Below are 21,750 nucleotides of genomic sequence, written 5' to 3' on the forward strand. Positions count from 1 at the left end.
AGGAGCTGATCTTCCGCACCGATGCCCAGGGGCGCCTGAGCTTCATCAATGCGCGCTGGGGCGTCCTCAACCGCGAGCGTGCCGAGAACGCCCTGGGTCAGATCCTGGCCGATCTGGTGGAGCCCCAGTACCGTGATCGGATGCTCGCACTGTTCAGCGCCAGCGATCGTGCCGGTGTGCGCAGTGCCGAGGTGGCCCTGCGCACGGGCGATGGCCAGTTGCGCCACTTCCAGGTGGCCGTCGTGGCCCTGGCAGGGCAGGGGCCGCTGCTGGGCTTTGCCGGCAGCGCGGTGGATGTGACCGAACGCCGTCAGGCCGAGGAGCGGGTGCAACTGCAGCTGCAGTTCAGCGAACAGCTGCTGGAGCTGAGCCCGCAACCGGTGTCCATGTTCGATGCCCAGAGCCGTTATGTCACGGTCAACCGCGCCTGGGAGGAGTTCACCGGGCGCAGTCGCGAGGAGGTGATCGGCAAGACCGTGGGCTTCTTCATGCCGCCGCATGAGCGTGGGCTGCATGAGGAACGTGACCGTCTGTTGCGCCAGCGGGGCGGGCGCCTGAGCTACGAGACACGTCTGCTGCACCGCGATGGCTCCATCCACGACATGCTGGTGACCAAGGTGGTGGTGCCTGATCCACGTGACGGTGGTCTGGGTGTTCTGGCCACGCTGACCGATGTGAGCGAGTTCCGCGCCGCCGAGCGCGCTACCCGCGAGGCCCGCGATGCGGCTGAGGAGGCCTCGCGCGCCAAGTCCGAGTTCATCGCCAACATCAGCCATGAACTGCGCACGCCGCTGCAGTCCATTCTGGGTTTCTCCGAGCTGGGCCAGATGCGGGGGCGCGACACGCCCAAGCTGGCCGGCATGTTCGGCGACATTCATGCCTCCGGTCAGCGCATGCTGGCCCTGGTGAACGATTTGCTGGATGTTTCCAAGATCGAGAGCGCGGTGGGGACCTTCGATCTGGAGCGCTGCGAGCTGCGCCAGCTGATGGAGTCGGTCGCCCACGAGCTGGAGCCTCTGCTGGCGCGCCGCCACCTGCGCCTGGAGAGCCGGCTGGGCGAGCGGCCTCTGATGGCCAAGGTCGATCCCCTGCGCTTCCAGCAGGTGATTCGCAATGTGCTGGCCAATGCCATCAAGTTCTCGCCCGAGGGCGGCACCATCGAGCTGGAGGCTCGGCTCACACCCGAGCACGAGGTGCACCTCAGCGTGGCCGACGCAGGCCCTGGCATTCCGCCCGAGGAACTGGACAAGATCTTCGAGGCCTTTATCCAGAGCAGCAGCACCAAGGACGGCTCGGGCGGCACCGGCCTGGGCCTGGCCATCTGCCGCAAGATCGTCGAGATCCATGGCGGCCGCATCAGCGCCGAGAACCGCGCAGGTGGTGGAGCCTGTTTCAATATCGTGCTGCCGTTGCGCCACGGAGCAGGGGACACGCAGATCAGCACCGTGCTCTGAGCTCGGGCTGGTCCAGCAAGCTCAGCCGCTCAAGGGCGCGAATCCGCTCCGCGCGGGTCACCTAGATGGGTTTTCAGCCACTGGGCCATCTCCCATTGCACATGGCCCACCGACTCGCGGGCCGTATAGCCATGGCCCTCGTAGGGCAGATTCACATAGCGCACCGTGCCGCCCAGGCCTGACAGGGCCTGGAACAGGCGCTCGCTCTGCATGGGGAAGGTGCCGGAGTTGCTATCGGCCTCGCCGTGGATCAGCAGCAGGGGCTCCTTGATGCGCTCGGCGTAGAGGAAGGGGGAGAGCTTGAGATAGGTGTCGCGCGCGTCCCAGAGCGAGCGCCGCTCGCTCTGGAAACCGAAGGGCGTGAGCGTGCGGTTGTAGGCGCCGCTGCGCGCAATGCCGGCCTTGAAGAGCTTGGTGTGGGCCAGCAGATTGGCGGCCATGAAGGCGCCGTAGCTGTGGCCACCGATGGCCATGCGCTTGGGGTCGACCACGCCCAGCTCCTCGGCCTTGTCGATGATGGCGCGGGCATTCATCGTGATCTGTTCGATGAAGCCGTCGTTCATGCTGCGCTGCTCGCCCACCACGGGCATGGTGGCCTCGTTGAGCACCACAAAGCCCTCCAGGGCCAGCAGCTGGGGGCTGATGCCGGGGTAGGCCGCAAAGCGGCTCGGCGCGCCGCTGAGCTGGCCCGCCACGGAGGCGTCATTGAACTCCAGGGGGTAGGCCCAGATCAGGGCTGGCCGGCGCTCACCTTCCCGGTAGTCGGGCGGCAGGTACAGCCAGAAGGAGAGTTCCACGCCGTCGGCGCGCTTGAAGCTGACCAGCTCCCGCTTGATGCGGCGCAGCTGGGGGCTGGGATCCTTGATGCGTGTCAGCAGCTGGGGGGCGCCTCCAGCCGCCGGACCCAACTCGCGCAGCAGCAGATTGGGGGCCTCGCTGGGGCTCTCGCGCTGCATCAGCCAGCGCCTCTCGTCCAGCGGCATCAGGGGTAGCTCGTAGCTGCCCTCACCCGACTGGAACAGGCGTTGCACGCCCAGGTCACGGATGGAGAGCCGGTCCACGAAGGGGCGCTCGCCACGCGGGCTGGCGCCGGCGCCAATCATGAAGATCTCGCCCTGGGCCGTGGTCTGCACCACCTGATGGCCATTGGGCAGGGTGCGCATCAGGGGCTGTCCCGGATGGCGGTAGCGCTCGCGCACCGAATGCTCGAACAGCGGCTTGCTCTGGCTGCCGCGCAGGGGCAGCAGATAGCTGCGGGTCCAGGCGCGGTTGCGATCGGTCTCGGTCAGCAGGGCATGCTGACCATCATCCAGAAAGCGCAGCCGCGTGAAGCGGTGCGGCATGCGCTGAACCTCCAGCGCCTCGCCGCTGTAGGGCGGGTCCAGGCGCATCACCCGGTCGCGAAAGGCCACGCGCGCGTTCGGATTGCCACCGTCCAGCGCCTCCACCCAATAGACCGCCGCATCCTTGGTGGGTGAGGCGTAGAAGACGCGCGGACCCGGCAGGGCGCCGTCTATGGCCACGCCGCTCTTCATGGGCAGCTTGGCCAGTTCGCGCAGCAGGCGGCCATCGCGCTGGCGCAACTCCACGACCTGTGGAAAGTCGTCCCAGGTCAGGTGGTAGCTGAAGGGGCGGACCAGGCGCTCGGTCAGCAAGACCTGACCCTGATCGCCCACGCTGCTGACGGCTGAGAACAGGGCCGGTTCACCCAGTTCGCGGGTCTGTCCGGTGGCCAGGTCCACCAGGGTCAGCTGGGAGCGGGCGTGGTATTCGAAAGCGGCCTCGTCCTGCGGGGACTTCAGCAGATCGGCATAGGTGCGTTCCGGCGAGGCCTTGCCCAGGCTTTCCTGCACGGCGGGGCTGGGCATCGCGCGCGGCGGTGCGCCGCGGCGCTTGGGAATGCCCAGCACCACCAGCTCGCGCGGGTTGAGCCAGGCTTGCTCGCCCTGACCCAGGGCATTGTTCAGGCGCAGAAAGGGAATCTGACGGATCTGGCCGCTGGCGGTCTCGCCCACCCAGAGTTCGTTGCTGGCCGGTCCGCGCCGTTCCAGCACGAAGCGCTGGCCATCGGGCGCCCAGCTGAAGCTGTGGAAACCGCTGCCGGGCAGCTCCACCACACGCTCCGGCGCCTCGGGCTGCAAGAGGCTGCGCAGACGCAGGCGCTGCACCGTGGCCAGGGGCTGAGGCGTGGCGCTCGCGGCATCGAAGCGCAGGCCGGCCAGTCGCAGCGTGGGGCGAGCCAGCTCCTCCAGGCTGTTGAAGCGGCGCAGCTCCAGCAGGGCCAGGGTCTGGCGATCCGGGGCGACCAGCAGGCGCGGCAGCGCCGGCGCATCCAGGGCCTCGCGCACGGCGGGGCCGGGTTGTTGATAGCCCATGGCCATGGCCCGGCCCATGGGCAGCAGGCTCGCCAGCAGGGGCAGCGCGAGCAGCAGGGCCGGCAGCAGGGCGCGTCGGCGGGGAAACGGCAGCGACATGGTTGAGGGGCTTGGAGTTCGGGGCGGCATGGCCGGGCCGAAAAGCGCAACCATATCAGGACCGGGCGCCGATGCCGAACAGCCAGGCCAGGCCGCTGAAACTCACAAAAGCCAGGGTCGTGGAGGCCATGATGATGCGGGCCACCCGGCCGTTGTCGGCCCCGTAACGCTCGGCCAGCAGGGACACATTGCTGGCGCTGGGCAGAGCAGCCGCCAGGGTCAGCACCAGCAGCTGGAAGTCGCTGAGGCCCAGCCCCAGCTTCTGGGCCAGCAGGCCCAGGCCGAAGACCAGGGCGGGGTGCAGCAGCAGCTTGATGCCGGCCACCGGCAGGTAGAGCTCAGGCGGGGTGCGGCTGTGTGCATGCTGGCCGGCGCGCCACAAGACGGCGCCTATGGTGAACAGGGCCACGGGGCTGGCGGCATCGGCCAGCATGCGGATCACGGTGTCCAGCGGGCCGGGCGGGCGCAGGCCCGTGATCGAGGCCATGGCACCCAGGGCAATTGCCCAGGGCAGTGGGTTGGACAGGGCGCCGCGCAGCGCCTGCAGGGCGGCACGCCGGGCATTGCCGGCGCCCGCATCATGAGCGCGGGCCAGGCCTATGCACAGGGAGCTGGTGAGGAAGAGATCGGCCAGGATGGTGCAGATCACGGGCGCCGCCGCTGCCGGGCCCAGCAAGGCCACGAGCAGGGGCACGCCCATGAAGCCGGTGTTGGGAAAAGCTGCCACCAGGGCGCCAAAGGCGGCGTCCTTGAGCCGCACCCGGTCGGACAGGGTCAGCCACAGGCTCAGGCCCACGATCAGCAGGGCGCATACCGCATAGAGCCCCAGCACCACCGGGTCCAGAAGTTCCAGCACCGGGGTGTTCATGCCGAAGCGAAACAGCATGCAGGGCAGGGCGAAGAAGAGCACGAAGCCATTCAGCCCGGGAATGGCGCTCTCGGCCAGCACACCGCTGCGGGCGGCCAGATAGCCGCACAGCACCAGGGCAAAGAAGGGCAGGGTGACCGACAGGATGGCTTGCATGGGGGCGCAGTATCGCAAGCAGGCCCCGGCGGCGTCTCGATGCGCTTGTGTGCGGAAGTTGGCGCCGAGCGTGAGCGATTGCGCGCCCCTCCCTGTTTTGAGGGGGGCGTCGCGCAGACAGGCCCCCGGGGAACCCCTAGCATTGCCGGGTTCAATCTCGAGCGTGTGATGCCTGCTGCCCGTTTTTCCGCCTCCTTCCCCGCCCCAGCCCGGGTCGACTCGTCGCCCGCGGGCCAGTTGGTGGTGGGCGAGCGGCTGGGCGTTTGGCGTGTGGTGCAGGCCTTGCACAGTGCGGACACGGGTCGTTGGTACCGGGTCGAGCACCAACGGGCGGGTCAGCAGGTCGGCGCCTTGCTCGTCTATCACCGCGCCGAGGACGGTCAAGCCATGCTGCTTCGCCTGGCCGAGCAGGTGAATCAGACGGCCGAGCTGTGCCACCCGGTGATCGCGGTGCCGCTGGACAGCGGCGTGACCCCGGCCGGCCAGCCCTATCTGGTCATGGCCTGGCCCGAGGAGGGCGAACCCCTGCTGGGGCCAGCCACCTATGCCATGCCCCTGCGCCAGCGCCTGGCCCTGCTGCTGCCCCTGTGCGATGCCCTGCAGGCCGCGCATGAACAAGGGCTGCTGCTGCGCGAGCTGGATCCCGGTCTGCTGTGGCGCCTGGGCGGTGAACGCTTGCGGCTGCTCAGCCTGGGTCTTGCCGAGCTGGGCGCGGCCCCCGAAACGCCCAGGCCGCGCTACACGCCGGCGGCCCTGCCCTTTGTGGCGCCCGAACTGCGTGACGGTGCGGCGGCCTCCCTGGCCAGCGAGTCCTGGGCCCTGGGCCTGCTGGCCTGCTGGCTCATCAATGGCCGCCAGCCGCGTCCTGACAGCAATGGCGTCGTCCGCCCCTCGGCATCGGCCCTGGCCTCCCTGGGCACGGCCGAGCGTTTCAGCCTGGAGGCCTTGCTGCTCAAGGCCATGGCCGACGAGCCGGCCGTGCGTCACCCCTCGGCGCGGGAGCTGGGCGAGGATCTGCGCGCCTGGCTGGCCGGACGCAACCACTCGGCGCTCAGCCTGGCTCCCATGCCGGAGCCGGCGCCCCCCAGCTTGCCCAAGACGGGGGCTGGCGCGCCGGCGTCGCGGCGGCCCTGGCGCGGCCTGGCCCTGATGGGCGGCCTGGTCCTGCTGACCTTGGGCGCCTGGGCCGCAGCACATCAGGGTGTGCTGCCCCCCTTGTTCTGAGCGCGCTTCACGCGCGTGCGCTCCGTTCTCGTCAGACGGGCTGGGCGCCCGGCTGCCCGGCCTGCACCACAAAGCGTGCCATGCTGCTCAGCGGGCTGGCGTCGGCCCAGGGCTCGTCGACCGCGCGCAGCTCGGCCTCCAGACGCTGGGCGCTCAGCTCGAAGCGCATATAGCCGCGCCGGTCGCTGCGACCCAGCTTGATATGGGGGTTCCAGGGCAGGACCTGATCCAGGCGTTCCTGGGCCATGCCGTGGCTGCTGATCGAGGTGCCGCAGAACTCACTGGCCAGGACCGGCGCCTTGGGGTCGCTGTAATCCGCCTTGAGGTCGGCCACGTAGTGGGCATGGACGTCGCCACCCAGCACCACCGGATTGCGGGCGCCCGCGGCCTGCATATCGCGCAGCAGGCGCTCCCGCGCCAGCGGGTAGCCGTCCCAGCCATCGGTCCAGTGTCGGCCCGGCCCCTCGGCGGGATCCTGCCAGTTCATGCGGGCCATCAGGGTCTGCTGGGCCAGCAGATTCCAGGGCCGCTCGCGATCCCAGGTGCGGCGCAGCCATTGTTCCTGGGCGCTGCCCAGCAGGCCGCGTCGCGGGTCCAGCAGGGCGGGGCAGTCCTGCAGATCCACCGTATTGGAGCCACCCCGGCCCGGCTTGGGGCAGGCCTGGGGAGAGCGCCACTGCCGGTTGTCCAGGGTGATGATGCGGGCCAGTCCGCCCCAGTCGTAGCTGGCGTGGATGCGCATGTCCGGGCCCCGGGGGCGCGCGGCCTTGGGAAAGGGCTGGTGCTCCCAGTAGGCCTGGGCGGCCGCGGCACGCCGCCGCAGGAATTCGGGCTCGGGATCCAGGCTTTGTGACTGACTGCCTGCCCAGTCGTTGTCGACCTCGTGGTCGTCCCAGGTGAGGATCCAGGGGGCGTTGGCGTGGGCGGCCTGCAGATGGGGATCTTGCTTGTACTGGGCGTAGCGCTGCCGGTAGTCCTCCAGCGTGCGGCACAGGCCGCCCGTGTGGCGGCGGCGGGCCTTGCTGCTGGCCGGTGTGGCGTACTCGTAGATGTAGTCCCCCAGAAAGAGCAGCAGATCGAGTTCCTGGGCGGCGATCTCGCGCCAGGCCGCGTACTCGCCATGGTCCCAGCGCTGGCAGGAGGCAATGGCAAAGTGCAGACGCTCCGCGCCTGCGGAGGCCGAGGGGGCTGTTCGGGTGCGGCCTGTGGGGCTGCGCTGCCCCAGGGCCATGAAGCGGTACCAGTACCAGCGCCCCGGCTTCAGCCCGGCCGGTTCGGCGTGCACGCTATGGGCTTCGGATGCGCGGGCGATCTCGCTGCCGCGCGCTACGACGCGCTGGAACTGCTCGTCCTCGGCCATCTCCCAGTGCACCGCGACCGCGTCCGGCAGGGCCGGCCCTATCAAGCGGGTCCACAGCACCAGGCTCTCGGGCAGGGGGCTGCCCGAGGCCACGCCCAGCGTGAACAGCGCGTCCGGGCTGGCGTCGGCATGGCGCTGCAGGAAGGCCGGTGCGGCACCGGCGGCCAGGGCGGCCTGCAGCAGCCGGCGGCGGGTGGGGGAGAGGGGGTTGGCAAGAGGCCTGTCGATGCGCATGCGTGCAGCATAGCGAGCCTGGATGGCGGGGGCCGTGCAGCGCTCCTCTTTACCCAGGGGCTTGCTACATTGGCCCTGGTCATAATGTGTTAACTGCTCATACGCTCGCTATGCCAGACGATCATTCCACCCGCCGGCATGGTGTCCTGCTGGCGCTGTATCTGCTATTCGTCGTGTACGGAAGCTTGGTGCCGCTGCACTACCAGTGGCGGCCCTGGGACGATGCGCTGCAGGCCTTTCAGCGCATTCCCTTCCTCGACCTGGGCATAGGCTCGCGCGCCGACTGGGTGGCGAACCTGCTGCTGTTCATCCCGCTGGCCATACTCGCCGGCCTGCAGCTGCGCGATCCGTCGCGTCTGAGGTGGCGGCTGCTGCACATGATGTGGGTCTGGCCACTGATGGTCTTGCTGGCTGTCGCCATCGAGTTCACACAGCTGTACTTTCCCGGCCGCACTGTCTCCCAGAACGACATCTTTGCCGAGGCGCTCGGGGGCTTGATCGGGGCCACGGTCTTCGTCGTGCTGGGGCCGCAATTGATAGGCTGGCTGCGCCGCTTCGACGCGGCGCTCTCGGCGAGCTCCCGGGTCCAGCGCGTTTTGCAGGCTTATCTGCTGGTCCTGCTTGGATTCAGCCTGCTGCCGCTGGACCTTACCCTGAGCCCGGTCGAGCTCTACCGCAAGTGGGCCGACGGGCGCCTGATCCTGCTGCCCTTCGCGGGTTCGCACGGCAGCGGCGCTGAGATCCTCTACGAACTGCTGACCGATGTGCTGGTCTGGGTGCCGGTGGGCTTGTTGTGGGGCCTGTCCGGGAACTTGACCCTGGCTCAGGTGTGCGGGCGAACGCTTGCCGCTGCCGCGGCCATCGAGTTCCTGCAGCTCTTCGTGTTCTCGCGGGTGACCGACATCACGGACATCCTGCTCAGTGCGGGCGGTGCTAGCGCAGGCGCCTGGATGGCCAGCAGGATGCGCTCGAGCCGAACGCGCCTCAGCCCTGAGCAGCGCCGCAAGCTGTCCGGCCTGGCCCTCGTTCCATGGCTGGTCGTCGTGCTGTTTACCTTCTGGTTCCCCTTCGACTTTGACGCGTCCCGCTGGACCTGGGCAGCCCTGCAGGACATGCTGACCCGCCCGCCCTTGACGACCTACTACATGCGCAGCGAGTTTGGCGCCACGAATGAGCTGCTGCGCAAGCTGGGCTTCTTTGTCCCTGCGGGTATCTTGCTGCGCCTGGCTCTGCCCCAGCAGGGCTGGCGTCTGCTGTGGTGTTTGCCTTTGGCTGTCGGGCTGCTGATCGAGCTGGTCCAGCTGGGTATGCCCGGCAAGGTGGCCGACCTCACGGATGCGGCTCTCAATCTGCTGGGCGCCTGGCTGGGCTGGCGCCTGACGCATTGGGTGGCCACGGCATCCTCCGACACAAGCCCCGTGCCAGCGCAGCACCCGGCGCCATCCGCGCGGGCGGCTCCGGCGCGCCACAGCGGCACCGTCGAAGCGGTGCAGGACGGCATGCTGTCGGGCGCTCAAGTGCTGGGCGTGGCCCTGGCCGTGGCATTGCTGCTGTTCCTTGGCTTGCAGTCATCGCGGCTGCCCTACAACTTGCGTGAGTTGTTGCCCGAGGGGCTGCCGGGGGTGGCCTCGGCCTTGGCGCTCGGAGGCTGCATTGCCCTGATGATGGCCCTGCCACAGTGGTTGCTTCAGCCCGGACAGCGGCGCTGGCTGCTCGGCCTGCCCCTTGTTCTGGTACTGCACGGCACGCTTTGCTTCGCTATGCTCTGGGCAGCGGTTCCCCTGGAAAGCCTGCATGACATTCTGGGTGCGCCCGTTCTGGGCGGTTATGCGCTGCCAGAGCTGTGGGGCCGCTATATCGCGCTGCATTCAGCCATCATGTTGCAGCTGCTGGGTGGGCTGCTGCTGGTGAGAGTGCTGGGTGGGCTGAGCCAGCTGGAGCATCTGCTCTACTGGCTGTTCATCAGCTTGCTACTCGCCTGGCCTCTGCACTATGTGGTGGTCGAGGCTGCCGCCACAGACAATCTGGTGGAGCTCATGTCGGGTGGTGGCAGTTTCGGCAGCTCGACGATGCTGGCCCTGGGTCTGCTATGCATGGCACTGTGTGCCAGCAGCCTGGCCGGCGCGGTGCGACTGCCTCAGCGGCGAATGATGCTGCTTGCCCTGGCCGCCACGGCGGCACCAGCGGCTGCTGCACTGTTCTGGATGGGCTGCGAGCAAGTCATCGTCAAGTACGGCAAAGTCTTCTCTGCCTGGCAGTTCCTGCTGAGCAGCAACCGCGAGCATTACGCGACGGGGGGCGATTTGTGGCTGCGCTACGGCCTTGCCTTCGGCGCGGGCGTCAGCGCGCTGCTCGTGCTTCAGCTGCTGGCCTGGCGTTTGTCCGGACGGCGGCGGCAGCATCCCTCGATCAGGCCGCGTTCGGGAGCTGCCGCGCGCGCATGAGCCTCAGAAGCCATGGCGTTCACCGGCTTCGTACGCAAGCACCCCAGCCGCTTTGCTATCCTGCGCGGCCCGCAGCACCTCAGACCCGCAGACCCGCCGTGCCATGGCCAAAGCCTCCCACTCCCTGAATCCCGCCCAGTCCGAGGCGGTCCATCATCTGCACGGTCCCTGCCTGGTGATCGCGGGAGCCGGCTCGGGCAAGACCAGCGTGATCACGCAGAAGCTGGCGCGCCTGCTGCAGGCCGGCTACCAGGCCAAGAACATTGCGGCCATCACCTTCACCAACAAGGCCGCGCAGGAGATGCGCGAGCGCGCCAAGAACCTGATTGGCCCGCGCGCCGCCAAGGACCTGGTGATCGCCACCTTCCACTCCCTGGGCGTGCGCATCCTGCGCAGCGAGGGTTCGCGGGTGGGGCTGAAGGAGCAGTTCTCCATCCTGGACAGCGACGATGTGCTGGGCGTGCTGCGCGATGCCGGCGGCACCGTGGACGCCAAGCAGGCCCAGCGCTGGCAGTGGACCATCTCGCTGTGGAAGAACCAGAACCTCACGCCCCGCCAGGCCCTGGCCATGGCCAAGGACGACGATGAACGCGCCGCCGCCATCGTGATGGAGCGCTACCAGGAGCGCCTGGCCGCCTACCAGGCGGTGGACTTCGACGACCTGATCTCCCTGCCCCTGCGCCTCTTCCAGGACGACGCCGAGGCGCGCGGCAAATGGCAGGACATCCTGCGCTATGTGCTGGTGGACGAGTACCAGGACACCAATGCCGTGCAGTACGAGCTGCTCAAGCAACTGGTGGGGGACCGCGGCATGTTCACCGCCGTGGGCGATGACGACCAGAGCATCTACGGCTGGCGGGGCGCCACCATCGAGAACCTCAAGCGCCTGCCGCTGGACTATCCGAATCTGAAGGTCATCCCGCTGGAGCAGAACTACCGCTCCACCGGCGCCATCCTGCGCGCGGCCAACAATGTGATCGGCTCCAACCCCAAGCTCTTTCCCAAGACCTTGTGGAGCGAGTACGGCGAGGGCGAGCCGGTCAGCCTGATCGAGAGCGACGGCGAGGAGCATGAGGCCGAGCGCGCCGTGGCCCGCATCCAGGCCATACGCGCCAACGGCGGCACCGTCAGCGGTGGCGGCGAGGGCGTGGCGGCGGTGAACTTCAGCGACTTCGCCATCCTCTACCGCGCCAACCACCAGGCCCGCATGTTCGAGCAGGCCCTGCGCCGCGCCCAGATCCCCTACAAGGTCTCGGGCGGCCAGAGCTTCTTCGACCGCGCCGAGATCAAGGACCTGTGTGCCTGGCTGCGCCTCTTGGTGAACCAGGATGATGACCCCGCCTTCCTGCGCGCCGTCACCACGCCCAAGCGCGGCATCGGCCACCAGACCCTGGCGGCGCTGAGCCAGTTCTCGGGCCGCTGGAAGTGCAGCATGTTCGAGGCCCTGTTCGCCGAGAGCCTGGGCACCGCGCTCTCGGCCAAGGCCATCGGCTCCCTGCACGAGTTTGGCCGCTACCTCAACGAGCTGGAGTACCGCGCTCGCCACGCCGTGGGCGCCGAGGAGGCCAAGGCCTTGCTGGTGGAGTGGCTCTCGGACATCGGCTACGAGCAGCACCTGCTGGACAGCGAGGAAAACGAGAAGGTGGCCACGGCCCGCTGGGGCAATGTGCTGGACTTCATCGACTGGGTGGCCAAGCGCTGCGGCGGCGAGATCACGCAGGACGGCGGTGCCACCTTCGAGGAGCCCAAGAAGTCGGTGCTGGAGGTGGCCCAGACCATCAGCGTGATCCTCTCCCTGGCCGAGCGCGGCGATGAGCAGGACCAGGTGGTGCTCACCACCCTGCACGCCAGCAAGGGCCTGGAATGGCCCCATGTCTTTCTGGCCGGCGTCAACGAGGGCCTGCTACCCTTCAAGGCCGATGATGAGGACATGACGCCACAGCGCCTGGAAGAGGAGCGCCGCCTGATGTACGTGGGCATCACCCGCGCGCGCAAGACCCTGGCCGTCTCCACCCTGCGCCGCCGCAAGAAGGGCCGCGAGACCGTGATGGGCGTGCCCAGCCGCTTCATCAACGAGATGAAGCTGGGCGAGGGCGGCGGCCCCAAGGAAGACCCGCGGGAGAAGTTGAAGCGCATGCGCGAGCAGTTGGCCGCCAAGGCGGCGGCGACGGCTGCGGCGCAGAAGCTGGGCGACTGAACTCCTGGGTTAGCATGGTCCCCGGTCCGGCGCTATTGCCGGCCACGTCGCTCGGACGGTTCCGGGCGCTTACGTGAGACACACCACCATGACTTCTGCCTCCGGCAGCAAGCGCCGCTTCGCGCGCATCGATCGCCTGCCTCCCTACGTCTTCAACATCACCGCCGAGCTCAAGCTGGCGGCGCGGCGACGCGGCGAGGACATCATCGACATGAGCATGGGCAACCCCGATGGGGCCACGCCGCCGCACATCGTCGCCAAGCTCAACGAGGTCGCGCTGCGGCCCGATACCCACGGCTACTCCGCCAGCAAGGGCATTCCGCGCCTGCGTCGCGCCATCTCGCACTGGTACGAGCGCCGCTATGGCGTGGCCATCGATCCGGACAGCGAGGCCATCGTCACCATCGGCTCCAAGGAGGGCCTGGCCCACCTGATGCTGGCCACGCTGGACCGCGGCGACACGGTGCTGGTGCCCGACCCCAGCTACCCCATCCACATCTACGGCGCGGTGATCGCCGGGGCCGATATCCGCGCGATTCCGGTGAGCAGCGAGGTGGACTTCTTCACCGAGCTGGAGAAGACCATACGCGGCAGCTATCCCAAGCCCAAGATGATGGTGTTCGGCTTTCCGTCGAACCCGACCGCGCAATGCGTGGACCTCGCCTTCTTCGAGCGCGTGGTCGCCCTGGCCAAGAAGCACGACATCCTGGTGGTGCACGACCTGGCCTATGCCGACATCGTGTTCGATGGCTACCAGGCCCCGTCCATCATGCAGGTGAGCGGCGCCAAGGACGTGGCGGTCGAGTTCTTCACCCTGAGCAAGAGCTACAACATGGCCGGCTGGCGCGTGGGCTTCATGGTCGGCAATCCCGATCTGGTGGCGGCACTGGCCCGCATCAAGAGCTATCACGACTACGGCACCTTCACGCCGCTGCAGGTGGCGGCCATCGCCGCGCTGGAGGGCGATCAAGGCTGCGTTGGCGAAATAGCGGCCAGCTACCAGCGCCGACGCGATGTGCTGCACAAGGGCCTCAACGAGGCCGGCTGGGCGGTCGAGCTGCCCAAGGCCAGCATGTACATCTGGGCGCCCATTCCCGAGCCCTACCGCGCCCTGGGTTCGCTGGAGTTCGCGCGCCAGCTGCTGGAAAAAGCCAAGGTCTGCGTCTCGCCCGGCATCGGCTTTGGCGACCATGGCGACGGCCATGTGCGCTTCGCCCTGATCGAGAACGAGTCGCGCATCCGCCAGGCGGTGCGCGGCATCAAGGCCATGTTCAAGGCGGACGGGCTGATCAAGGCCTGACCCCCGCAGGGCCAGCGGGCCGGGTGTGACCCGGCCCCGGCAGAAGCTTATGGGGATTGGGTATTTGCCCGTCTCCCCGTAAGCGGGCAGTATTCAGGGTTTTCCACTAGCAGGTCACCCCATGCCACGCCCCTTGCGTACCCTTGCCATCGCCGCCCTGCTGGCCCTGTCGGGCACGGCCGCCGTCGTGCAGGCCAAGCCCCTGCGCTGGTCCAGCCAGGGCGATGTGCAGAGCTTCGATCCCCATGCCTACAACAGCGCGCTGAACAATCAGTTCAATGCCTTTGTCTACGAGGGCTTGGTGGCCTACGACCAGGCCTTCACCATCGAGCCGGCCCTTGCCTCCAAATGGACCCAGGTGGAACCCACGCGCTGGCGCTTCGAGCTGCGGCCCCATGTGAAGTTCCATGACGGCACGCCGCTGACGGCCGACGATGTGGTCTTCTCCTTCGAGCGCGCCCTGGCCCCCAGCTCCAACTTCAAGGTGCTGCTGCAGGGCGTGACGGGCGTGAAGAAGCTCTCGCCCTCCAGCGTGGAGATCCAGCTCTCGGCGCCCAATCCGGTGCTGCTGCGCCAGATCACCGGCGTGCGCATCATGTCCAAGGCCTGGGCGAGCAAGCACAAGATCGAGCAGCCGCAGAACTTCGCACAGAAGGAAGAGACCTATGCGGTGCGCAATGCCAATGGCACCGGCCCCTTTGTGCTCAAGAACAGCCAGCCCGGCATCAAGACCGAGCTGGTGGCCAACCCGAACTGGTGGGGCAAGCTGCAGGGCAATGTGAGCCAGATCGTCTACACGCCCATCGGCTCCGACGCCACCCGGCTGGCGGCCCTGCTCTCGGGCGAGCTGGACTTTGTGCTCGACCCCGCGCCGCAGGACGTGCCCAAGCTGCGCAACACCCCGGGCGTGAAGATCATCGAGGGCGCCGAGTTTCGCACCATCTTCCTGGGCCTGGACCAGGCCAGCGAGGAACTCTCCAGCAGCAATATCAAGGGTCGCAATCCTTTCAAGGACCTGCGCGTGCGCCAGGCCCTGTACCAGGCCATCGACATCGAGACGCTCAAGCGCGTGACCATGCGCGGCCTCGCGCAGCCGGCCGGCTCCCTGGTCGCGCCGCAGGCCGATGGCTGGACCGCCGAGGGCGACCGCCGCCTGCCCTTCGATCTGGCCCGTGCCAAGGCCCTGCTGATGGACGCCGGCTACCCCGAGGGCTTCTCGGTGCAGCTGGACTGCCCGAATGACCGCTACGTCAATGACGAGGAAATCTGCAAGGCCCTGACCTCGATGTGGGCCAAGCTGGGCGTGCAGGCCAAGCTGGTGAGCCAGGGCTCCAGCGTCTACTTCCCCAAGCTGCAGCGCAAGGAAAGCAATCTGCATCTGCTGGGCTGGGGCGTGGCTACTTTTGACGCGCTCTACTCCCTGCAGGCCCTGGTGCACAGCCCGGTGGGCGCCGATGGCAGCTGGAACTATGGCCGCTACGCCAACCCCAAGCTGGACGCCCTGATCGACGCCGCCAAGGTGGAGGGCGATGTGGCCAAGCGCCGCGGCCAGCTGCGCGAGGCCCTGAAGATCGTGCAGGACGATGTGGCCGTGATCCCCCTGCACCACCAGGTCATCCCCTGGGCTGCGCGCAGCAATGTGCAAGTTGTGCACCGCGCCAACAACCACATCGATGTGCGCTGGATCCGGATCGACTGATGGGCCCACCCCCTACCGGCTGCGCCGGCCCCCTCAAGGGGGCGGCAGCGTCCGCCCGGCAAAGCCGGATCGGCGCTGCCCGCTCGGTGAACAGCCGAGGGCTAGGTCTGGCCTGGGGTGATTGCTAGGGGGGCGGGGGCTGCGCTTCTGCCAAGATGCGCCGCCATGGCCTTTGCTCCCTCCACCGTCCTGCTGGCCGCGCTGACCTTCTGCAGCGCGGCCTTTGCCATTTTTGCCAGCCTCACGGGCCAGGCCTGGCTGCTGTGGGTCAGCAAGCCGCTGACCACGGTGCTGATCCTGGCCTATGCCTGGCCACGCGGCCGCGGTGATGCGCAGCAGGCCCGCGCCCGGCCCTGGGTGCTGGGCGGCCTGCTGGCCTCCCTGGCCGGGGATGTGGCCCTGATGTGGCCGGGCGAGGGCTTCTTCATCGCGGGCCTGCTGAGCTTTCTGCTGGCGCACTTGGCCTATCTGCGCGCCTTCACCCGCTTGCGCCGCCTGGCGGCCTGGCCGCCGGCCTTTGTGTTCTACGCCCGGCGGGCCGGTGCCGGGCTGAGCCAGCTCTGGCCCGGCGTGCCGGCCGGGCTGCGCCTGCCGGTGATCGCCTATGTGCTGTGCCTGGCCGCCATGGGCGCGCAGGCGGCCGTGCTGTGGCGTGGCGGCGCGGCGCATGGCCGCCGCCTGGCCCTGGGCGGCCTGCTCTTCGTGCTCTCGGACGCGCTGCTGGCCACCAACAAGTTCGCCGGCCCCCTGCCTGCGGCGCCGCTCTGGGTGCTGGCCAGCTACTGGGCGGCGCAGTGGTGCATTGCGAGCTGGCTGCTGCCGCGCGAATCAGCTCCAACCCGCTGAGATCGACGGCTCAAGGCGCCTGCGGCCTCTTGGGCTGCAGTGCCCGGGGCCGAGGACGGCGCCAGTATCCGCGCCATGTGCTGCGCCGTGTCGGCTTCATCCGTGCCGTGCCGCGCCGCGCCGCGCCGCGCAGGCCGTAGGCCTCAGCAAATCGACCACTGTCCCAGCTGCTGGGGGCATTTAACAATGTTTAAGAGTTGCTGATTGAGTGCATTCCTAGGATGAGTTTGCGCACCGGCTGCAGCCCGCAGTCCGGCCCGTCTGCTCTGTCCTGGGTGTACTTGTGCTGGACGGAGCTCCACTGTTGGAGTTCACATCATGAAGAGTGTTTTGATTGGCGCGGTGTTGTGTTTGTCGTCCCTGCACGCGGCACAAGCGATGAATCTTGTCCAGGATGGCAGCTTTGAGAGCACCGTACTGGCTGATGGCACGTACACGATCATTCGACAAGCGACGCTTGGGCCCTGGACTCTAGGCAGCAATGGTCTTGAGCTTCGCAACAAGGTTGTGGGCTCTGCCTATGACGGCAAGGTCTTTGCTGAACTGGATGCTTTCGGTGGCAACAGCTGGATTTCCCAGAGTTTGAGCACCACGGCGGGGCAGTGGTACGAGCTCAGCTTTGCCTACGCAAATCGACCCGGCTGGGGCGTGAACAGCAACGGGCTGGACTGGAAGCTGGACTGGAGCGCCGGATCAGTGGCGGGTGTCGTGCCGCAGCTGCCCTTGAACACCACGAGCGAGAACGTGTGGAAGATATTCACCACGCGCTTTCAGGCCACCGAGAACAGCACGCTGCTGAAGCTTTCGGCGACGGGGCTGTCTGACGGGGCTGGCAGCTCCTTGGATGCCATCAGTGTGATGCCGGTGGCTGCACCGATTCCCGAGCCGGAAAGCTGGGCACTGATGGTCTTGGGTCTCCTGGTGCTCGGGGGCTGGCGTCTGCGGCGCAATCAAGCGGATCAGTGATCCTGATCGTGCGAAGGGCCAACTATCGGGCGCTGCAGCACGGCACGGCGCTTACATGCCCTTGAACAGGTGCGTGTAGCTGCGGCTGACTTCCAGCTTCTCGCTCAGGCCCTTCACGCCCACCAGCTGTCGGCCGCGGAAATCGCGCGTCACACCTGCGATGGCCTTGACGTTGACCAGGGTGGAGCGGTGGATCTGCCAGAAGAGCTGGGGGTCCAGCTCGTCCACCAGTTCCTTGATGGGTTTGCGGATCAGCGCTTCCAGCGTGGCGGTCTGCACCCGGGTGTATTTCTCGTCGCTGATGAAGAAAAGCACGTCCTCGACCGGGATCATCTGGATGGCCTGGCCCACCGTGGCCTGTATCCACTGCAGATAGTCCGGCTTGCCGCCGGGATTGAGCTGGGCCGAGAGCTTGTGCAGCAGCTGCTGCAGTGGCGCGGCGGCGCTGCCCCCGGCTTCGGGTGCAGCATCGGCATCCTGTCTTTGGGCCAGGCGCTTCTTGATACGCTGGACCGTGAGCTGCAGACGCTCGCGTTCGGCGGGCTTGAGCACATAGTCGGCCACGCCCTGCTCGAAGGCTTCCACCGCGTACTGGTCGTAGGCGGTGATGAAGACGATCTCGGGCACCAGCCATTCATCGTCATCCCCCTCGCCGGGCAGCTGGGCGATCTGGCGTGCCGCATCCACGCCGGTCAGGCCCGGCATGCGGATGTCCAGGAAGACCAGATCCGGCTTGTGTTCGCGCACCAGGTCCACGGCCTCCAGCCCGTTCTTGGCCTCGGCCACGATCTGCAGCTCGGGCCAGACCTCGGTGAGGCGGCTGCGCAACTGCTCGCGCATCAGGCGTTCGTCGTCGGCCAGCACGGCGCGGATGGGCTGGGAGCGGGGGGCGGTGGTGTCGTTCATGGGCGCAATGCTAGTCGGGCCTTCAGGCCTGGGTGGCCGTGGCGGCCTGGGGTTTCTCCGGGGCGGGGCGACGGTCGCGCAGCAGCAGCCACAACAGCAGACCCAGCAGCAGCAGGGGCGAGAGCAGCAGTCCGCCCACGCCCACCAAGGCCAGCAGGCCCAGGCCCAGCACGCTGGCGACGATCAGCATGGGCAGGCCCAGGCCGAGCAGCAGGGCCAGCGGCAGCACGATGAGCAGCACAAAGCCGGTGATCAGCCCGCCCAGCACCAGGCCACTCCAGTGCATGGCATGCAGCTCGTGCAGGGGCAGGTGCTCACCATTGATGCTGACCTGCACCTCGGGGTGGCTGGCCAGCTCTTGCCAGATGGCAAAGCCGCCCGCCAGGGCCAGCACGGCCAGCAGCAGGCTCAGGATCAGCAGGGTCTTGAAGAACTTCTTCATACGAGGGGCTCCTCTTCGTCGCGGCTGCGATAGGGCACGGTGATGGTGACGGCGGTGCCGCAGGGCTGGTTCTCCTTGATGGTCACGCTGGCCTTGTTGCCGTAGAGCAGGCTCAGGCGCTCGCGGATATTCGCCAGGCCCACGCCGGTGCCGGCGGTGGCGGCGCGGCCAAAGCCCAGGCCGGTATCGGCCACGGTGACGGCCAGCTTGCCATGCACGATCTCGGCCTTGACCTTGAGGCTGCCGCCCTCGGCCTTGGGCTCCAGGCCGTGCTTGATGGCGTTTTCCACCAGGCTCTGGATCATCATCTGCGGGAACTCGGCCGAGAGCAGGCCCTCGGGCACATCGATCTCGGTCTGCAAGCGTTCTTCCATGCGGACCTTGAGGATTTCCAGATAGGGCCGGATCACCGCCAGCTCGCGGCCCAGATCGCGCCCGCCATTGGCATTGGCCTCGCGCATGCTCGGCATGGAGGCGCGCAGCAGGGCGATCAGGTTCTTCTGCATCTGGGAGGCGCGCGGCGGGTCCACCTCGATCAGGTGGTCGATGGACGCCAGGGTGTTGAACAGGAAGTGGGGCTCCACCTGGGCCTGCATGGCGGCCATGCGCGCCTCCACCACCTGGCGCTTGAGCGACTCGGCCTCGGCGGTCTCGGTGGCCTGGGCGGCCTTGACCTCGGCCTGGATCCGGCCCTTGTAGCTGATCTTGATGATGGCGGAGGTCAGGATGAGGACGACCGCCAGATCCCCAAGGAAATCCCCCAGCTTCACCACCCGAACCCGCACCCTGGGCTCGTTCTCGGCCTCGCGCAGAGCGGCCTCGGCATCGCGCTTGGCCTGCTCGGCATCGCGCACCGCCTGGGCAGCGTCCCGAGCCGCCTCTTCCAGGGCCTGCTTGGCCTCGGTAATGGCTTCGCGCACCTGGTCGGTGTCTGCGCCCGCGGGAAAGCGGATATCGATGCGAGGCTGCAGGCGCTCATCCCCCTCGGCGCCCGGCTTGGCGGGAATGCTCGCGGGGTCAGGCTCTCTGGCTTCGGGGCCGGAGCTGGCCGTTCCCGGTCGTGAAGCTGCATCCGACACTTCGGCTGTGCTGGCCGCGCTGGCGCTGCGCAGCTTGTCGCGGGGTATCACGCGTATGCCGCGCTCATCAATGGTCACCTCGTAGTGCACGCCCTCGCCACTGGTGCTCGGCTTGATGGGTTCGGCGGGCTGTGCAGGCTTGGCCGGTTGGGCCGGTTGGGCCGGCTTGGCAGGCTGCTCGCGCGGTGCAATTTCCTCGACATGTTCAGTGACTCGCCAAGTAAAGGGTGGCAGTTCCTGAAGGATGTTGGTGCCAATCAGCAGCAGCACGGACAGCACGATGAAGCGACGCCAGCTGATGCTGACCAGCCAGTTGGCATAGAGCCGGAACAGGCGCATGGCTTCACTGCCGAAAGCCTGCCAGCGGCTGTAGAAGCTCGGTTTTTGGGGGGCTGTGGGACTCATTGAGCTGGACCTCTTGGATGCTGCGCACTGTACGCAAGCTCCGCAGCGCGGCGCACCGCGTTGCGACGCGCTGCGCCCGCCAAGCCTCCAGCTGCAGCGGGCCGCGACAGTCCGTACATCCTGGCAGGTGAGCCGGGGGCGGGCCCAGATGGAAAAAAGCCCCGCATTGCGGGGCTTGCGTGCCGGCCAGGGCGAGCTTCAGTCGAGCGCCTGGACCACCAGGATCAGCAGCAGCACGGCCGCCATGGCGAGCTGGACACTGCGTTGTTGGAACATGGTGACCTCCCTATATTGCGCTGCATCATAGGGTGATTACCAGTGTTTCCGCAGCCCTCCGTTGTAGGGAAGTTGGCCGGTTTGTAAGCGATTGCTCGCGTGCCGGCTTACTGGCGAACGGCCTCGACCTGGATCACCAGCTTGACGTTCTTGGGGAAGCCCCAGGCCAGGCCGTAGTCGATGCCCCACTGGGTGCGGTCGATGGTGGCCTCGAAGTCGCCGCCGCAGACCTCGCGCTTGAGCATGGGGTTCTGGTAGCAGTTGAACTGCGTGGCCTTGAGGGTGACCGGGTTGGTCTTGTCCTTCAGGGTCAGCTGGCCGCTCACCTCGCTCACTTTGTCGCCATTGAAGACGAACTTGTCGCCCACGAACTTGGCGGTGGGGAACTTGGCGGCGGCAAAGAAATCGTCGCCCTTCAGATGGGCGTCCATCGGGCCCACGCCGGTGTTGACCGAGGCGATGTCGAAGGTGATCTCCACCTTGCCGGTCTTGGCGGCCTTGTCCAGGGTCACGGTGCCTTCCTTCTTGTCGAAGCGGCCGCGGTTGGTCGAGGTGCCAAAGTGGCTGATCTCGTAGGTCACGAAGGTGTGGGTGGGGTCGATCGCGTAGCTGGCGGATTGCGCCTGGGCGAAGGAGGCCGCGGCCAGGGTGAGGGCGGCGATCAGGGTCTTCTTCATCGGGGGGTCCTGTCTGCGAAAGGGTGGTTGGAAAACGGGAGGGGAAGGCGGGGAACGGCGGCGGGGCCGGGCTCAGAGCGCGGCCAGGCCCTTGAAGACCAGCTTGAACTTGACCTGCACATCGTTGGCCACCATGGAGGTGTCGGCCCATTCGCCGTCGCCGATCTTGAATTCCAGGCGCTTGAGCACGAAGCCGCCGGTGGCGGTGGACAGGCCGCCCGCCTGGCTCAGGGCCACGGGTACGCTGATGTCGCGGGTCTGGCCCTTGAGGCTGAGCTTGCCGCTGACCTCGAACTTGCCCGGGCCCGTGGCCTTGATGGCCGTGCTCTGGAACTGAGCCTGGGGCAGCTTCTTGCTGTCGAACCAGCTGGGCTTGGCCAGCTCGGCGTCCAGCTCCGGCGCGGGCAGGCTGACGCTGGCCAGATCGATGGTGAAGGCCACCTTGCCGGCCTCGGGCTTCTTGGGGTCCAGGTTCAGCTGGGCATCAAAGCGCTTGAAGCGGCCGTCCACCGGCACGCCCATCTGGCGGCTGGTGAAGCTCAGCTCGCTCTGGGCCGGCTGGAACTGGGCCTGAGCCTGGACGCCCAGGGCGGCAAGCAGCAGGGCGGCGGTGAGGGCAAGACGGCGCATGGCAAACGGTCCTTGTGTCGAAATAGGGCGGGGTTCAGGCGCCGCGGCCCGGCCACATGCGGGCCAGCAGGCGGTCGCGGTCCAGGAACTGATGCTTGAGGGCGGCCGCCACA

The 21,750-nt window shown here is 67.7% G+C and carries 16 protein-coding genes; 8 read left to right on the forward strand and 8 right to left on the reverse strand.

Features of this window, described 5'->3' with window-relative positions; all coding sequences use genetic code 11:
* Positions 1-1,454 (forward strand): ATP-binding protein (locus ACK5F2_RS15660; protein WP_409866218.1); only part of this gene is annotated, 1,454 nt, incomplete at its 5' end.
* 29 nt (positions 1,455-1,483) lie between these two features.
* Here the strand turns inward: ACK5F2_RS15660 and ACK5F2_RS15665 are convergent.
* On the reverse strand, positions 1,484-3,928 hold the full coding sequence (locus ACK5F2_RS15665; protein ID WP_409866221.1) for a prolyl oligopeptidase family serine peptidase: 2,445 nt from the start codon (positions 3,926-3,928) through the stop codon (positions 1,484-1,486).
* A gap of 55 nt (positions 3,929-3,983) precedes the next feature.
* Positions 3,984-4,952 carry an AEC family transporter gene (locus ACK5F2_RS15670; RefSeq protein WP_409866223.1) on the reverse strand — a complete coding sequence of 323 codons (969 nt, stop codon included), beginning with the start codon at positions 4,950-4,952 and terminating at the stop codon, positions 3,984-3,986.
* A 168-nt stretch (positions 4,953-5,120) separates the two neighbouring features.
* Between ACK5F2_RS15670 and ACK5F2_RS15675 the strand changes: the two genes are divergently transcribed.
* The gene (locus ACK5F2_RS15675; RefSeq protein WP_409866226.1) at positions 5,121-6,176 is read left to right on the forward strand and encodes a hypothetical protein; all 1,056 of its coding nucleotides are present in this window, start codon (positions 5,121-5,123) and stop codon (positions 6,174-6,176) included.
* Between the two features lie 31 nt (positions 6,177-6,207).
* Here the strand turns inward: ACK5F2_RS15675 and ACK5F2_RS15680 are convergent, their stop codons facing one another.
* Positions 6,208-7,770, reverse strand: coding sequence for an alkaline phosphatase D family protein (locus ACK5F2_RS15680; protein WP_409866229.1), 1,563 nt, complete (start codon positions 7,768-7,770; stop codon positions 6,208-6,210).
* Between the two features lie 110 nt (positions 7,771-7,880).
* Between ACK5F2_RS15680 and ACK5F2_RS15685 the strand changes: the two genes are divergently transcribed.
* From ACK5F2_RS15685 to ACK5F2_RS15710, 6 genes are all read left to right on the forward strand, one after another.
* The gene (locus ACK5F2_RS15685; protein WP_409866232.1) at positions 7,881-10,214 is read left to right on the forward strand and encodes a VanZ family protein; all 2,334 of its coding nucleotides are present in this window, start codon (positions 7,881-7,883) and stop codon (positions 10,212-10,214) included.
* Positions 10,215-10,317: 103 nt separating this feature from the next.
* Positions 10,318-12,411 (forward strand): ATP-dependent helicase, encoded by a 2,094-nt coding sequence (locus tag ACK5F2_RS15690; RefSeq protein WP_409866234.1) that lies wholly within the window; start codon positions 10,318-10,320, stop codon positions 12,409-12,411.
* Between the two features lie 88 nt (positions 12,412-12,499).
* A complete protein-coding gene (gene alaC, locus ACK5F2_RS15695) occupies positions 12,500-13,711 on the forward strand; it encodes an alanine transaminase (RefSeq protein WP_409866235.1) in 1,212 nt (403 codons plus the stop codon).
* A 121-nt stretch (positions 13,712-13,832) separates the two neighbouring features.
* Positions 13,833-15,410: an ABC transporter substrate-binding protein gene (locus ACK5F2_RS15700; protein ID WP_409866237.1), complete on the forward strand. Its 1,578-nt coding sequence runs from the start codon at positions 13,833-13,835 to the stop codon at positions 15,408-15,410.
* Positions 15,411-15,575: 165 nt separating this feature from the next.
* On the forward strand, positions 15,576-16,256 hold the full coding sequence (locus tag ACK5F2_RS15705; protein WP_409866239.1) for a lysoplasmalogenase: 681 nt from the start codon (positions 15,576-15,578) through the stop codon (positions 16,254-16,256).
* Positions 16,257-16,574: 318 nt separating this feature from the next.
* A complete protein-coding gene (locus ACK5F2_RS15710; protein ID WP_409866241.1) occupies positions 16,575-17,222 on the forward strand; it encodes a PEP-CTERM sorting domain-containing protein in 648 nt (215 codons plus the stop codon).
* 51 nt (positions 17,223-17,273) lie between these two features.
* On the opposite strand, the gene ACK5F2_RS15715 is transcribed toward ACK5F2_RS15710, so the two are convergent.
* The 5 genes from ACK5F2_RS15715 to ACK5F2_RS15735 all read right to left on the reverse strand — a co-directional run bounded on the left by ACK5F2_RS15715 (position 17,274) and on the right by ACK5F2_RS15735 (position 21,637).
* Positions 17,274-18,128 (reverse strand): LytR/AlgR family response regulator transcription factor, encoded by an 855-nt coding sequence (locus tag ACK5F2_RS15715; protein ID WP_409866243.1) that lies wholly within the window; start codon positions 18,126-18,128, stop codon positions 17,274-17,276.
* Positions 18,129-18,150: 22 nt separating this feature from the next.
* Positions 18,151-18,570: a hypothetical protein gene (locus ACK5F2_RS15720; protein WP_409866246.1), complete on the reverse strand. Its 420-nt coding sequence runs from the start codon at positions 18,568-18,570 to the stop codon at positions 18,151-18,153.
* The gene (locus ACK5F2_RS15725) at positions 18,567-20,054 is read right to left on the reverse strand and encodes a histidine kinase (protein WP_409866248.1); all 1,488 of its coding nucleotides are present in this window, start codon (positions 20,052-20,054) and stop codon (positions 18,567-18,569) included. The genes ACK5F2_RS15720 and ACK5F2_RS15725 overlap by 4 nt, the downstream gene beginning before the upstream one ends.
* Positions 20,055-20,437: 383 nt before the next feature.
* Positions 20,438-21,007, reverse strand: coding sequence for a YceI family protein (locus tag ACK5F2_RS15730; protein WP_409866250.1), 570 nt, complete (start codon positions 21,005-21,007; stop codon positions 20,438-20,440).
* A 72-nt stretch (positions 21,008-21,079) separates the two neighbouring features.
* Positions 21,080-21,637 carry a YceI family protein gene (locus tag ACK5F2_RS15735; RefSeq protein ID WP_409866253.1) on the reverse strand — a complete coding sequence of 186 codons (558 nt, stop codon included), beginning with the start codon at positions 21,635-21,637 and terminating at the stop codon, positions 21,080-21,082.
* Positions 21,638-21,750: the final 113 nt, after the last annotated feature.

The sequence above is a fragment of the Roseateles sp. genome (genome assembly GCF_046300915.1).
Classification (GTDB): Bacteria; Pseudomonadota; Gammaproteobacteria; order Burkholderiales; family Burkholderiaceae_C; genus Kinneretia.